Origin of the sequence: Limnohabitans sp. (assembly GCF_038134685.1) — a bacterium.
In the GTDB taxonomy this organism is placed as follows: Bacteria; Pseudomonadota; Gammaproteobacteria; order Burkholderiales; family Burkholderiaceae_C; genus Limnohabitans_A.
This window is the reverse complement of sequence record NZ_JAYPVP010000009.1, coordinates 1-13423: the sequence shown is the minus strand read 5'-3', so window position 1 is coordinate 13423 and position 13423 is coordinate 1. Positions and strand designations below refer to the sequence as shown.

Annotated in this window: 18 protein-coding genes; 14 read left to right on the top strand and 4 right to left on the bottom strand. The window is 59.7% G+C overall.

What is annotated here, in order from left to right; translation table 11 throughout:
• The 3 genes from modA to AAFM15_RS05465 form a co-directional block, all read right to left on the bottom strand.
• On the bottom strand, nucleotides 1–375 hold a 375-nt coding region (gene modA, locus AAFM15_RS05475; protein WP_341685699.1), incomplete at its 3' end, for a molybdate ABC transporter substrate-binding protein.
• A gap of 4 nt (nucleotides 376–379) precedes the next feature.
• Nucleotides 380–658 (bottom strand): AraC family transcriptional regulator, encoded by a 279-nt coding sequence (locus AAFM15_RS05470; protein ID WP_341685698.1) that lies wholly within the window; start codon nucleotides 656–658, stop codon nucleotides 380–382.
• 10 nt (nucleotides 659–668) lie between these two features.
• Nucleotides 669–1319: a glutathione S-transferase gene (locus AAFM15_RS05465; RefSeq protein ID WP_341685697.1), complete on the bottom strand. Its 651-nt coding sequence runs from the start codon at nucleotides 1317–1319 to the stop codon at nucleotides 669–671.
• A 97-nt stretch (nucleotides 1320–1416) separates the two neighbouring features.
• On the opposite strand from AAFM15_RS05465, the gene AAFM15_RS05460 reads away from it, so the two are divergent.
• The 14 genes from AAFM15_RS05460 to AAFM15_RS05395 all read left to right on the top strand — a co-directional run bounded on the left by AAFM15_RS05460 (nucleotide 1417) and on the right by AAFM15_RS05395 (nucleotide 12481).
• Nucleotides 1417–2571, top strand: a complete 1155-nt coding sequence (locus AAFM15_RS05460) for an MFS transporter (RefSeq protein WP_341685696.1) — start codon at nucleotides 1417–1419, stop codon at nucleotides 2569–2571.
• Nucleotides 2572–2578: 7 nt separating this feature from the next.
• Nucleotides 2579–2932, top strand: a complete 354-nt coding sequence (locus AAFM15_RS05455; protein ID WP_341685695.1) for a DUF2946 family protein — start codon at nucleotides 2579–2581, stop codon at nucleotides 2930–2932.
• Between the two features lie 117 nt (nucleotides 2933–3049).
• Nucleotides 3050–3535 (top strand): copper chaperone PCu(A)C, encoded by a 486-nt coding sequence (locus AAFM15_RS05450; protein ID WP_341685694.1) that lies wholly within the window; start codon nucleotides 3050–3052, stop codon nucleotides 3533–3535.
• A gap of 23 nt (nucleotides 3536–3558) precedes the next feature.
• Nucleotides 3559–3942, top strand: coding sequence for a DUF2946 domain-containing protein (locus AAFM15_RS05445; protein WP_341685693.1), 384 nt, complete (start codon nucleotides 3559–3561; stop codon nucleotides 3940–3942).
• Nucleotides 3943–4022: 80 nt separating this feature from the next.
• Complete coding sequence (locus AAFM15_RS05440) at nucleotides 4023–4634, top strand: cyclic nucleotide-binding domain-containing protein (RefSeq protein WP_341685692.1); 612 nt, start codon at nucleotides 4023–4025, stop codon at nucleotides 4632–4634.
• Entirely contained in the window at nucleotides 4631–5164 is a 534-nt protein-coding gene (locus AAFM15_RS05435; protein ID WP_341685691.1) for a copper chaperone PCu(A)C, read from the top strand. Before AAFM15_RS05440 ends, AAFM15_RS05435 begins: the two co-directional genes overlap by 4 nt.
• A 20-nt stretch (nucleotides 5165–5184) precedes the next feature.
• Nucleotides 5185–6069 (top strand): MbnP family copper-binding protein, encoded by an 885-nt coding sequence (locus tag AAFM15_RS05430; RefSeq protein WP_341685690.1) that lies wholly within the window; start codon nucleotides 5185–5187, stop codon nucleotides 6067–6069.
• 12 nt (nucleotides 6070–6081) lie between these two features.
• Complete coding sequence (locus AAFM15_RS05425; protein ID WP_341685689.1) at nucleotides 6082–7233, top strand: MbnH family di-heme enzyme; 1152 nt, start codon at nucleotides 6082–6084, stop codon at nucleotides 7231–7233.
• Nucleotides 7234–7250: 17 nt separating this feature from the next.
• Nucleotides 7251–7658: a hypothetical protein gene (locus AAFM15_RS05420; protein WP_341685688.1), complete on the top strand. Its 408-nt coding sequence runs from the start codon at nucleotides 7251–7253 to the stop codon at nucleotides 7656–7658.
• Nucleotides 7659–7695: 37 nt separating this feature from the next.
• On the top strand, nucleotides 7696–8055 hold the full coding sequence (locus AAFM15_RS05415; RefSeq protein ID WP_341685687.1) for a DUF2946 family protein: 360 nt from the start codon (nucleotides 7696–7698) through the stop codon (nucleotides 8053–8055).
• A 97-nt stretch (nucleotides 8056–8152) separates the two neighbouring features.
• On the top strand, nucleotides 8153–10282 hold the full coding sequence (locus AAFM15_RS05410) for a TonB-dependent siderophore receptor (RefSeq protein WP_341685686.1): 2130 nt from the start codon (nucleotides 8153–8155) through the stop codon (nucleotides 10280–10282).
• A 41-nt stretch (nucleotides 10283–10323) separates the two neighbouring features.
• Nucleotides 10324–11193, top strand: coding sequence for a DJ-1/PfpI family protein (locus AAFM15_RS05405; protein ID WP_341685685.1), 870 nt, complete (start codon nucleotides 10324–10326; stop codon nucleotides 11191–11193).
• Between the two features lie 74 nt (nucleotides 11194–11267).
• Nucleotides 11268–11726 (top strand): copper uptake system-associated protein, encoded by a 459-nt coding sequence (locus AAFM15_RS05400; RefSeq protein WP_341685775.1) that lies wholly within the window; start codon nucleotides 11268–11270, stop codon nucleotides 11724–11726.
• A gap of 68 nt (nucleotides 11727–11794) precedes the next feature.
• Complete coding sequence (locus tag AAFM15_RS05395; RefSeq protein WP_341685684.1) at nucleotides 11795–12481, top strand: PhaM family polyhydroxyalkanoate granule multifunctional regulatory protein; 687 nt, start codon at nucleotides 11795–11797, stop codon at nucleotides 12479–12481.
• Between the two features lie 12 nt (nucleotides 12482–12493).
• Here AAFM15_RS05395 and tgt read toward each other — a convergent pair.
• Nucleotides 12494–13423: tRNA guanosine(34) transglycosylase Tgt (gene tgt / locus AAFM15_RS05390; protein ID WP_341685683.1), on the bottom strand; the 930-nt coding region annotated here is incomplete at its 5' end.

Genomic DNA, 13423 nt, shown 5'->3' with positions numbered 1-13423 from the left:
CTGGCCCGCCGGAAGGCCCGACAACCCCGCGCTGTGCGCGTCCACACCGCCGGGCTGGGCACTCCAAAGTACCAACTGTCCTACTGCGTACGTGAAACGAGAAGCGGCCACGGCCAAGCCCTCGTCCACCAACTTGGCCGGTGTTTTGTCATCTGCAGCCAGCAGTACATCAAACGGCGCGCCATGGCGCACTTGCGTGGCCAGTTTGCCGGTCGAGCCCAGCACCAGGACAGCTTGGTGGCCGGTATCTTTTTCGAAGGCGGCAGCAATCTTTTCCATGGGCGCCGCAAAGTTGGACGCTACGGCTACCTGGACCTGGGCGGCTTGGGCCAGCGTGCAAGCGGCCAAAAGCAACAAGGCAAATATAGTACGCATTGACTCAGTTCTTTCGCGCTGCCCAAAACACCGCGCCTTGGGCGCCATAGCGCTCGGCGTGCAAAACGCCGCGTGCGAGGGCAAAAGTGCTGCCCGTGGGGTAATGAGTGGTGTGGCCATCCACCGTGAGCCAGAACTCGCCCTGAGCCACCAGTGCCTCGGTGTCGAAAGGGTGTGTGTGTAGGTCGTTGGCAAAGCCAGGCGCCCATTCGCGCAGCAAGACTTCGTCAAAACCCTGGGTTAGCTTGGTGTTTTTGAACTGATCAAAAGTGAGATTGCTCATGGCTGAAACCTTATTTGCGTTGCGCAAGTCGTTCCATGAAGGCTTGGTTGGCAGCTTTGCGATCGGCGTTCACGCGCTGCATGGCTGGCCGTTCGGCAAGGGTGGCCAAGTACGCCTTGAGTGGCAGGTCCTGCAAAAAGTCTTCGCCATACATCTGGCGCGTGGCCATGCTGATAACGGGCAGGTGCACCGCCGCGGCGCAGTCGGCCAGGGTGAAGGTGTCGCCTGCTACATAGGGTGAAAACTTGGACAGGGTGCTGAAGGCTGCAATGTGTTTGCGCAGCGCTTTGGCGGTGCGGTCGATCACGTCTTGCGAGACCTTGCCGCCAAAAAAGGCCTGGGGGTAGAGCTTGCGCGCTTCAAGTTCGAGGTGCAGTTCAATGTAGGTGCTGATTTCACGCACCTTGGCTGCAGCATAAGCATCGCTGGGCAGCAAGGCGGGTTGAGGTTGCAATTGTTCGAGGTATTCGACGATGACGGCAGACTCGCTCAAAGGCCCCTGCGGCGTGAGCAGGTAAGGCACTTTCCCAAGTGGCGAACAAGCCGGGTCGGTCTCGCCCACATAGGTGGTGGACTCTTCAAACGCGATGCCTTTTTCAAGCAGGGCGAATTTGACTTTGTTGTAGTAGTTGCTGACGCCGAAGCCGCAGAGGGTGAGCATGGGGTTCTCCTGATCAAGGACGCAAGCTTAGTACACCTGCGCTGCAGCTGGCGTGCTTTTTGGGACAATGCGGGCATGCCTTCCCGCTTTGTGATTCATGCGGCTTGAGTTCCGCCCGGTTGTGCTGCGCCTGATTGTGGCGCAGTTGTGTCTGCATGCCACTATGTCCGGCGTGCGCATGGCCGCGCCTTTGCTGGCGCTCAAGCTCGGTTACAGCGCCATGAGCGTGGGCGTGTTGCTGGCGCTATTTGCCCTTGCGCAGGTGTTTCTGGCCTTGCCGGTGGGGCGTTTGACGGACAAACACGGTTCGCGCTTGCCAATTTTTGTGGCGGTGGTGGCATCGTCGCTCAGTGTGTTGGCGGCGGGCGTGTGGCCGGTGTTTGAGATGTTGTGCGTGACGGCGGTGCTCAGTGGCTCAGCCTCGGGCACGGTCATGATTGCGGTGCAGCGCCACGCCGGGCGCCTGAGCCACGACCAGGGCGACATTCGACAAATTTTCAGCTGGATGGCCATTGCGCCCACGCTGGCTAACTTTGCAGGCCCGTTTTTTACCGGGCTGCTCATTGACGCCGTGGACTTTGGCCCGGCCTTCATGCTGCTGTCTTTGGTGCCGCCAGTGTCGGCCTGGGCGGTGTATCGCCTCCAGGACCGGCGTGCGCAGCACGAAGGTGAAGGGGCTTCCGGTACGCCCAAGGGCTCTTCGTTCGAGCTGTTGCGCAATGCACCGCTGCGCCGGCTGTTGCTGATCAACTGGATGCTGTCCTCGTGCTGGGATGTGCACGCCTTCATGGTGCCCTTGCTCGGACACGAGCTGGGCCTGAGCGCATCGGCCATTGGCACGATTTTGGGCGCGTTTGCCCTGGCGGCCACCGCCATTCGCCTGACCATGCCCTGGGTGGCACGCCATGTGCGGGAAATGCAGGCGGTGGCCATCGCCATGGTGATGACGGGCGTGCTCTTTGTCCTCTACCCCTTCTCCAGCGGGGCCTGGATGATGGGCGTGTTGTCCACGCTGTTGGGCATGTCGCTGGGCTCGGTGCAGCCCATGATCATGACTACCCTGCACCAGGTCACCCCGCGCGAGCGCCAGGGCGAGGCGTTGGGCCTGCGCATCATGACCATTTACGCCTCCAGCGTCATCATGCCGCTGGCTTTTGGCTCTTTGGGTGCGCTGGTGGGTGCAACGGCGGTGTTCTGGGCGGTAGGGGCTGTGGTGGGCCTGGGTTCACGTCTGACGCGGCAGCTGTCATAATCACGGCATGCAAACCCTTCGCAACGCCCGTTTTCTGGCACGCCTTGTTCTGGCGTGGATGGTGCTGTTCGTGGGTATTGCGGTGGCTTCGCCCTTGGTCAAGCCCGTTTCGCTCGAAGTGGTGTGCTCTGCCGCGGCGGGCACGCACATCGTCGTGGTGGCCGACGACGGCACGCCGTCTGACCAGACCACCGGCATGCACTGCCCCTTGTGTTTGCCCCTGTCCGCGCCGCCTGCTGCGGCGCTGACCTTGCCCGCCGCTCAAACAGGGCTTTCTTACGCCCTGCATCCGCTGGAGTCGGCCAGGCTGCAAAGCCTGATTGGCCAACCCTGGCAAGCCCGCGCACCTCCGCGCGGCTGATTTTTCCCTTTTCGGTACGGGTGTTATTGCTCTTGCAGTAACGCGCGCGTACGTATCAGGTTTATCTATCCCGAGGTCTGATCCTCAATCCATGTTTTTTTAACCAGGAGTTCCTCCATGAAAAAAGCGCTTTCCGTTCTGTCTTTGTCTTTGGTGGCTAGCTTGGCTCACGCCCAAGTGAGCGTCAAGGACGCCTGGGTCCGCGCCACCGTGGCACAACAAAAAGCCACTGGTGCCTTCATGCAACTGCAATCCGCGCAAGACGCCAAGTTGGTGTCAGCTCAATCGCCTGTGGCCGGCGTGACTGAAGTGCACGAAATGGCCATGGACAACGGGGTCATGAAAATGCGTCCTGTTCCCTTCCTGGCCCTGCCGGCTGGCAAGGCTGTCGAGCTCAAGCCCGGTGGTTACCACGTCATGCTGATGGACCTCAAAGCCCAGGTCAAAGACGGCGACATGGTGCCTGTGACCCTGGTGGTCGAGGGCAAGGACGGCAAGCGCCAGAACATCGAAGTCAAAGCGCCCGCCCGCGTCATGGCCAAGCCCGCCATGGGCAAAGACAAACCCATGGGTGGCCACAACCACGGCGAGCACAAGCACTGATCTGCTGAGTTTGTTCGCCTGACATGGTGCTCACCTCGCGTCTGCGTCGCCAGCTAGGCTGGTGGTTGCTGGCTGTGATGCTGTTGGGGGCTTTGGCCCCCACGGTCTCGCGCGCCCGCGCCGCCAGCTTGGGCGCGACTGCGTTCACGTGGATGGAGGTGTGCACCACACAAGGCATGCAAAAAGTGGCGGTGCAGGGCCAGGATCAAAGCACCCCTGACCATGTGGTCGTGGATCACTGCCCCTTGTGCATCTTGATGGCCGACCGCCTGGCGCCGCCGCCCGAGCCGTTTGTCTGGCAGGGCTTGCCACAAGGCCCGCCGGTTTATTTCTCCCTCAATTCCATTGTTTTCAGTGCTGCACGCCCGTGGGCAGTGCAGTCGCGTGCGCCTCCGGCGCTGTCCTGACCTGTTTTCGCCGCGCGGGCGCTTGCCCTCGCGTTTTTGCGCTTGCGTGCTGCAAGCGCATGACCTGTCAGGAGTGAACAATGAAAACCCACAATGCCGCACAGCCGCTGCGGACCCTTGAAAGCGGCCAAACCCTTGTTGAGGCTGGACAGCACGGCGCTGTCTGGCGTGTCAGCACTGGCGTGCTGCGCCTGGAGCGCCCGGGTCAGGACGGCACCATGCTCGTTCAGCTTGCCTTGCCCGGCGATCTGATTGGTGTCGAAGCCCTGTGTACCCAGCCGCAAGCCTACACAGCCACCGCGTTGGTGGCGGCGAAGGTGGAGCCCCTGGAAATCACAGGCGAGCTCAGCCACTACGCCACCATGGCCAAAGGCTTTTTGCAGCAACAACGCCAAACCCTGGACATGGTGCGCCTGCGCAGCGGCCCCATCCAGCAACGCCTGGCGTACTTGTTGACCGTGTTGGGCAAAGACCAGCAAGGCCGCGTGCGCGTGGTGCAGCGCGACGAATTGCCCACCCTGCGCGAGATGGCGCAAATTGTGGACTCGGCCTTTGAAACCGTATGCCGCGAACTCAACCACCTGATGCCGCGCAAACCCAAGGCGTCCATCAAGCTGGCGGGTGCTGCTACGAGCCGCAAGCAAACCCAATGGGTTCGGCGCGCAGGTGTTCCTTTGGCGTTGGCAGCATGATGCGCGCGCTTCAAAACCTGCTGCCTCGGGTGTGGCTCGCTTTGCAAAGTACACGTTTTGGCGTGGGTTTTGTGCTGGGCGGGCTGTTCATGTGGATGGTGGCGACTGCCACTGTGCAGGCCCACCAGGCCAGCGTGGGTGACATCGTCATGGTGCACCCCTACGCCACGCCCAGCCAAGCGAACACAGGCGCGGTGTATTTCCGCAGCTTGCGCAATACCGGCAAAACGCCAGACCGATTGTTAAGTGCGAGCTCACCTGTAGCGGCGCGTGTGGGCCTGCACACCATGAACATGGATGGCAACGTCATGCGCATGCGCGAAGTCCCAGCCATTGAGCTGCCCGCACGCAGCGAAACAAAAATGGGCCACGCCCAAACCAACGGCTACCACCTGATGCTCGAAGGCCTCAAAGCCCCGCTCAAGGACGGCGACCGCTTTGACCTGACCCTTCGCTTTGAAAAAGCCGGTGAACGCACCGTGCAGATCTGGGTGCAGCAACCGCGCGGCGCCGCCGCGCATCAACATTGATTTTTACTTTGGAGACTGTGATGAAACTGATTCTTTCCTTCGCCCTGGCCTGTGCCAGCCTGGCCGCATGCACGGCGCTGCCCCAAGCCAACGCGCCCAAAAACATCAACCTCCAATTTGCGGGTGAAATCAATGGCCAGCCTTTTGCCTGTGGCCAGAGCTACGGCAATGTAGGTACTACCAAAAGCACCATCACGCCCAGCGACTTTCGCCTGTATGTGAGCGAGGTGAAGCTGGTGCGCAAAGATGGCAGCACCGTTCCAGTGCAACTGACGCAAGACGGCATCTGGCAGTACCAAAACGTGGCTCTGCTGGACTTTGAAAACGGCGCCGGCCCCTGCCGCAACGGCACCGCCCCGACCAACACCAGCGTGCGCGGCACCGTGCCGGCGGGCGATTACACCGGTGTGGAGCTGACGGTGGGCGTGCCTTTCGCCTTGAACCACCAAGACCCGACCGTGGCCCCCTCGCCGCTGAACTCGACAGCCATGTTCTGGAATTGGCAAGGTGGGTACAAGTTCATCAAGTTTGACACCAGCAGCAGTGGCATCAGCGAGTCCAAGCCTGCCGCAGCCACGGCCATGGGTCCTTTAACGCGTTACTCGGTGCATTTGGGCAGTACCGTGTGTGCCAGCGCCAGTAAAACCACCGCGCCACAAGCCTGCCAGAACCCCAACCGTGTCACCGTTCGTCTGGATGCATTCGACGCTTCAAAAGGCACAGTGGTCGTGGACATGGGCAAAGTGCTCGCTCGCGCCAATGTGGACGTGAATGCCAAAGGCACATCGCCGGGTTGCATGAGTTTCTTGAAAGACGCTGATTGCCCGCCAGTCATGCATGCACTGGGTCTGAGCTATGAAGGCGTCGCTGCGGCCCAACCCCAGACACTGATCAGCGCTCGCTGATTGGCGTTGAAGATGCGCCGTACCGCTGTTGTCCTGGCCTGTGCCACCTTGGCTTGCTGCTTGCTGGGTGGCAATTCAATGGGGCTTTTCGTTTGGGCTTTGCCCGGCTGGGTGCCGCGTCCCACAGTCCCTGCCGACAACCCCATGACGACGGAAAAAGTCGAACTGGGCAGGCACTTGTTCTACGACAAGCGCCTGTCGGCCGACAACAGCATGTCATGCGCCACTTGCCACCAGCAAGACAAAGCGTTTACCGATGGGCTGTCGGTGGCCGAGGGCATCACCGGGCAAAAGGGCACGCGCAGCGCCATGTCTCTGGTCAACCTGGCTTATTTGCCGGTGTTGACCTGGGCCAACCCCAACCTGACGGCGTTGGAGGTACAGGCTCTGGTGCCGATCTTTGGCGAGCACCCGGTCGAAATGGGCATGGCGGGCAAAGAGCAAGTGCTGTTTGCCCGCTTGCAAGCCGACCCGGTGTACCAGCGTTTGTTTGCCCAGGCGTTTCCGGACGAGGCAAGCCGAGGCAAAGACGCCCTGTATTCGCTGAGCACGCTGACCAAAGCGATTGCCAGCTTCCAGCGCAGCCTGTTGTCTTTTGACAGCCCTTACGACCGCTACAAATACGGTGGGCAAACGCAGGCCCTGTCGCCTTCAGCCCTGCGCGGCGAAGCGCTGTTTTTTGGCGAAAAGATGGAGTGTTACCACTGCCATGGTGGCTTCAATTTCACCGACAACATCCAGCACAGCAAACTGCCGCTGGCCGAAAAGGGCTTTCACAACACCGGCCTGTACAACCGGGACGGGCGCGGCGCCTACCCCGCCAACAACCCCGGGATTGCAGAGTTCACTGGTGACCCGGACGACGAAGGCAAGTTCCGCACCCCCACGCTGCGCAACATCGCCCTGACTGCGCCCTACATGCACGACGGCTCGATCCCCACCCTCGAAGCCGTGATCCGCGAACACTATGCCCAAGCCGGGCGCGCAGGCCTGGGCCCTAACGGCCCCAGCCCCATGCGCAGCTCGCTGATTGCGGGCTTCGAAGTCAGTGATCAGGAGGTTGCCGATCTGGTGGCTTTTTTGAACAGCCTGACCGACAAAACCTTTATTCAAAACCCGCGCCACGCTGACCCGTGGTCCTCTCAACCCACAGCTAAACGCTGATAACCATTGCTAATCCAATGAACAAAAAATTTTTCGCTTGCGTGTTTTTAAGCATTGCCCTCATGGGGTCGGTTTGGGCACAAAACAAGGCGCCACTTTTTATCAATTTGGCCAGCGATGGGCATCGTGCCAGCATGGCGTTGACCTTTGGCACTCGTCAACTGGAACAAGGACACCCTGTAACAGTCTTCATTAACAGTGAGGCAACCCGATTGGTCTCACGTGCATACAGCAAGCAATATGGCAAACAACAGGAGCTGATTGAAAACCTGCTGGACAACGGAGCGGTCATTCTGGTGGCCCCAATGTTCATGCATGAGAACAGTGTTTCCAAAGATGATCTGTTGCCAGGCATCACGCTGAGCACGCCCGCCACGGGCAGTATCTACCTGTACAAGCCCAACACGCTCACATTGAGCTGGTGAGTTCACCGCTACGGCACCTAATTCCGTTCAGATGGTCATGAGTTGTTTTTGTCTGTCACGCCGCATGGCCCGCCTTGTGCTGGTTTGGTATGTGCTGTTTGTGGGTGTTTCGGTGCTGGCAGCTACCTTGCAGCCCAAAACCATGGACGTGGTGTGCTCTGGCATGGGCGGCATGAAGGTGGTGGTCAGTGACGATGGCAGTGATGCCAAGGTGCGCACCGCCATGGACCGCCCTTTGTGTGCGCATGCCACTCCGGCGTTGCCACCCAGTGCAGCTGGCGTGCGGGTGCACGTGCAGGACGCATGTGCTTACCTAGCACAGCGTGTGCCTGCAGCTGTGCTGGCTTCGCGCACGGCACCGCCCTTGCCCTCAAGGGGGCCTCCTTCATTTGTTTGAAACATCGCCAGGCTGACCCTGTCAACTGAGCGCGTTGTCTTTGTCCTGCAGCTCACGCTGCAGGGCGATCTGCATCTATTCAAACAAATGACTTCCCATGAACTTTCATATCTCTCGTCGCTCACCCGTCGCCCTGGCTGTTTTGGCCTGCTGCGCAGCCTGGGCGCAAGCCCAAACCCACACCATCGAGATCACCGCTGACAGGGATCGCTATCAAGCGGCCCCCACGCTAACTGCCACACGGTCTTCTGTGCCCGTGGAAGAGGTCCCCCAATCCATCGTCAGCTTGCCGCGCTCTGTCATTGAAGACCAGGGCAGCAAGACCGTTTCAGACGCCTTGCGCAATGTGAGCAACGTCAACGAAATCGACTCACGCGACAGCAATATCGTGGGCTTCAAAATTCGGGGGTTCAACGCAGCCATGGTGGTTGATGGTGTCTCGGTGCCAGGCTGGTTCCAAAACCAGGAGAGTCTGGTTGGTGTCCAGCAAATGGATGTGATCAAAGGCCCAGCAGGCGGCTTGTATGGCAGCGGTCAGGCCACTGGCAACTATTCCACTGTGGGCGGCACGATTGCTGTGACGACCAAAGATCCTGAAGCCAAGGCTACGCGTGAGATGGGCGTCAAGGTGGGTAACTACGGCCGGCGCAATGTCCATTTCGATTTGAACCAGCCCCTCAACGAGGTCTGGGCTTTCCGTATCAACGGCGAAAGCGACCGATCAGACAGCGAAACGCAAAGTGTTTTTTTCCGCAAGACGGCAATCAACCCTAGCCTGTCCTGGGTCCCGGATGCCAAGACCAAAGTCGTGGTCAAGGCGCACATGCTCGACAACACCACGCTCGACTACTCAGGCCTGCCCCGCGCCAGCGCCACAGCCAATGAGCCAACAGCCAACTTGCCACGCAACACCCTGGTCACTGCCACAGGTTTGCCCGACACCACACACAAATCGCAAGGTCTGAACATTCAATGGACGCAGGTGTTGAGCGACGATTGGTCGCTCAAGGTCCTGGCAGCACAAAACAAGGTCGAGCTGGACGAGCGCGGCGTGTTTCCTTACCCCTATGGCAGTGTTGTGGGAACCACCATGAATTTGTACGGTGTGCGACTTTGGGAACGCTTGAAATCGGACTCCTTGCAAGTGAGCCTGGCCACAACCATTCAGACAGGCATGGCCAGGCATCAACTCAGTTTGGGTCTGGATCAGGACAAGACGCGCGACGACGGATTCATGGCCTGGTCCAATCCAGCACTCTCGCCCTGGGGCTTCTCCCCACTCGATGGTACGCAACCTACCAACCTGACCACTTCGGCCAGACCCGCCTGGTCTGAGCCTGTCGTGCCTGCAGCGGCCAACCAGCAACAAAACAGCAGCACATCGACCGTGGCCTATGTGCAAGACCAGATCAAAATAGGTAACTTGAGTTTGCACGGCAGCCTGCATCATACCCGCACCGAGGCGAAAGACTTGTATCCGGACTGGTTCATCAACAACAAGAGCACCAACAGCAAGATCACGCCGCGCCTGGGGGCCGTCTGGGACGCCAACGATGTGACGTCGATCTTTGCTGGCTACAGCCAAATGGCTCGCGTACCCTTTGGCTCCTTGTTCACCGTTGCGCCCAAAATGGAAGAGGCCGAGCAAAAAGAGCTGGGCCTGCGCATCAAGGGCTGGAACGGTCTGAGCGCCACAGCTGCACTGTTTGATATTCAGCGCAAAAATGCAGCAGTGGCCGACTCTGCCAACCCGGGCTATTCGGTGCAAACCGGTTTGCAACAGGCGAAAGGCTTTGACCTGGATGTGCGCTGGCAAGCCACCTCCTCTTTGACCTGGATTGCGGCATATACACAGCAAACCGCAGAGATCAAGGAAGACACCAATGCAGCTTTGGTGGGCAAACGCTTGTTCAATGTGCCTGAAAGAACCCTGCGACTGGCGGCTCGCTACGACGTGCGTAAGGGTGATTGGGCAGGATTGGGCCTGGGCCTGGGAGTGAGGCACCGCTCCGACCTGGCTGGTGACAACAGCAACTCCTTCGTCACGCCTGCCGTGTCACTGTGGGATGCACAAGCCAGTTATCGTCAAGGCAATCTGCGCTACAGCGCCAGCATCAGCAACCTGCTTAACAAGCAGTACTACGCCCCAGCAGCCTACTTTGGCGGCGGTCAAGTGCTTCCAGGTCTGCCTCGTGCACTGGTGCTTGGGGTAACGGCCAAGTTCTGATACTTTGAAAGGAGATGCCCGCATGCGGGCATCTGAATACCATGAAACGAAGAGAATTTGCCCGCTGGGTGGCCAGTTGGGGATCGGCTGCAACAGTCCTCCAACAAGCACAGGCTCATGCGGCTGAGGCCAAGCCAGAGGCCACCAAGGAAACCGCAGATGCTCATCACCAGCAAGTACTGGCCCGATATGCGCATTTGATGGGTGGACCCAAGGTCACCTTTGGTCTGCTGGTGTATCCAGGCATGTTTCTGCAAGACCTGGTGGGGCCGCTGACGGTATTCGAGTCTTTCATGAACAAGGAAATCCACTTGATCTGGAAGAACCTCGAGCCTGTGGGCAATGAATCTCCTGGGCCCCAGGCCCTGATTCCCGTTCAGCCCACCACCACATTTGAAAACTGCCCGCAAACGCTGGATGTGCTGTTTGTTCCAGGCGGTGTGCCGGGCACTTTCAGCATGATGGCCGACGAGGAGGTGTTGGCCTTTTTGCGTGACAGAGGGGCCAAAGCCCGTTACGTTACCAGCGTCTGTACGGGCTCCCTGATTTTGGGGGCGGCGGGTTTGCTGCGCGGTTACCGAGCCACCTCGTATTGGGACACCCGTGATGTGCTCAAGGAATTGGGCGCTATTCCCAGCAAGAAACGCATTGTGGTGGACCGCAATCGCATCACCGGTGGCGGCGTCACCGCAGGCATCGACTTTGGCCTGACGCTGGCTGCCAAACTGCGCAGCCCCGACTATGCCAAAGCCATTCAGCTCTACCTCGAATACGACCCTCAGCCACCCTACAACGCTGGTTCGCCCGAGAAAGCACCACGTGTCGTTCGGGATTTTCTGACCGATATGTTCGCGGGTATGCGTGAAACCTCATTTGCGCTGGCCCGGCAGGCTGCCAAGAAATTCCAATAACTCACCAAGTTATAAAAATAAAAAAACGCCTCTCTTTCGCCTCCCTCCTGATAAGCGCCGTCTTGGCCGCCCCCGTGGCTCAAGCATCGCCTACAAATGGGCATGCTGCGCACGCGCAAGCGAACGACAGCCACGCCATTGAGCACGCCATGAAGAAGCTTTTTGACAAACCGGAGGCGCCCCTCAAAGTGGCGCCTGTTTCGGTGGAGGGTGAGTTTGCCGTGGCAGGCTGGCTGCAGGACAAACGCGGTGGCCGGGCCTTGTTGCAAAAACGTCATGGTCAATGGGTTATCACGGTGTGTGCTGGTGACGGGCTCAAGCAAGTCGATACGCTTGTGCAAACAGGCATGAGCCCCGAGGTTGCCAAACGCCTGGCGGCTAAAGTGGCAGCGCAAGAAGCGCGTTTGTCAGCAGATGTGCTCAAGAGGTTCGCTTCCTTCGAGGGCATGCTGCGTGTTGATGGCGATGCTGCCCATGGCCATGGCCATGGCCATGGGCATGGCGCTGCGGAGCGCAAGCAGCACAAACACTGACTGCACTGTCAGTTTCCTGCCAAGAACGGTTTGGTTTAATGGTGGGCGACAGCAATCAGGAGCACACCATGAGTGACGCATCGGCTTTTGGCTTTGGCAAGTTCATCCCCGGTTTCGACTTTCTGCAAAACCTGGCCCAATCAGCGGGCAAGGCCCAGCAGGGGGGTGCGCCTTCGTGGGTGGCGCCGACGCTGAGTGTGGAAGAGTTGGACAAACGCATCACTGACCTCAAGGCAGTCCAGTTCTGGCTGGAGCAGAACGTGACCACGCTCAAGGCTACGATTCAGGCGATGGAAGTGCAGAAGATGACGCTCGCCACCTTGCAGGGCATGAACGTCAACATGGCCGACCTGGCCAAGGCTTTCGCGGTCAAACCTGAGCCTGCTGCGGCTGAGGCGGCGCCAGCCCAGGCCAGTGCCGTGCAAGAGCCCGTGCCAGAACCTGCGGTCGAGGAAACGGCACCCGAAGAACCCAAGGCAAAACCACCGCGCAAAACCAAAGCCAAGGCGGATGACAAACCCATGGTCGACCCGATGGCCTGGTGGGGTTCGCTGTCGCAGCAGTTCCAGAACATTGCGGCCAGCGCCATGAAAGATGTGGCTGCCGAGGCCATGAAGGCCAATACCAACGCTGAGCCCGCTGCGGCAGAGCCGTCACCAGCGGCAAGCAAGCCTGCGCGCAAGGCAGCCACCAAAAAAACAGCGGCTAAAAAAGCCGCTGCCAAAAAGCCTGCCGCCAGGAAGGCGGCCAAGTAAAACGATCGGCCGTTAAACGCCGCGTGCGCGGTCGCTCTTGAACTGTGCGCGGAACTGGGCAAACGTGCCCGCATCCAGCGACTCGCGGACCTCGCGCATCAGGTTCAGGTAATAGTGCAGGTTGTGGATGGTGGTCAGCATCGGGCCGAGCATTTCGCCGCAACGATCCAGGTGGTGCAGGTACGCGCGTGAAAAGCCATCGCGCCCACCCTGGTCCCAAGACACGCCCGAAGTGCCCGCACACGCATGGCAGGTACAGCTGGGGTCCAGCGGCTGCGAGTCGGTTTTGTGGCGGGCGTTGCGAAGTTTCAGGTCACCATAGCGTGTGAACACGGTGCCGTTGCGCGCGTTGCGGGTGGGCATGACGCAGTCAAACATGTCCACGCCATCGGCCACGCCTTGCACCAGGTCTTCGGGCGTGCCCACGCCCATCAGGTAGCGCGGCTTGTGGGCGGGCAGGCGGTGCGGCGTGTGCGCCATGATTTGCAGCATCTGGTCTTTGGGCTCGCCCACACTCACGCCGCCCACGGCGTAGCCCGGAAAGTCCATCTCCACCAGCGCGTCCAGCGATTCCTGGCGCAGGTGCTCGAACATGCCGCCTTGCACAATGCCGAACAGTCCATTGGGGTTGCCCAGGCGCTCAAACTCATTCTTGCTGCGCAGTGCCCAGCGGCGACTCATCTCCATGCTCTTGCGCGCCTCGGCCTCGGTGGTGATGTGTCCCTTGGTTTCGTAAGGGGTGCACTCGTCGAGCTGCATCACGATGTCCGAATTCAGAATCGTCTGAATCTGCATGCTCACCTCGGGCGACATGAACAGTTTGTCGCCGTTGACGGGGCTGGCAAAGTGGACACCCTCTTCAGTGATCTTGCGCATTTCGCCCAGAGACCAGACCTGGAAACCGCCCGAGTCGGTCAGGATGGGTTTGTCCCATTTTTCGAA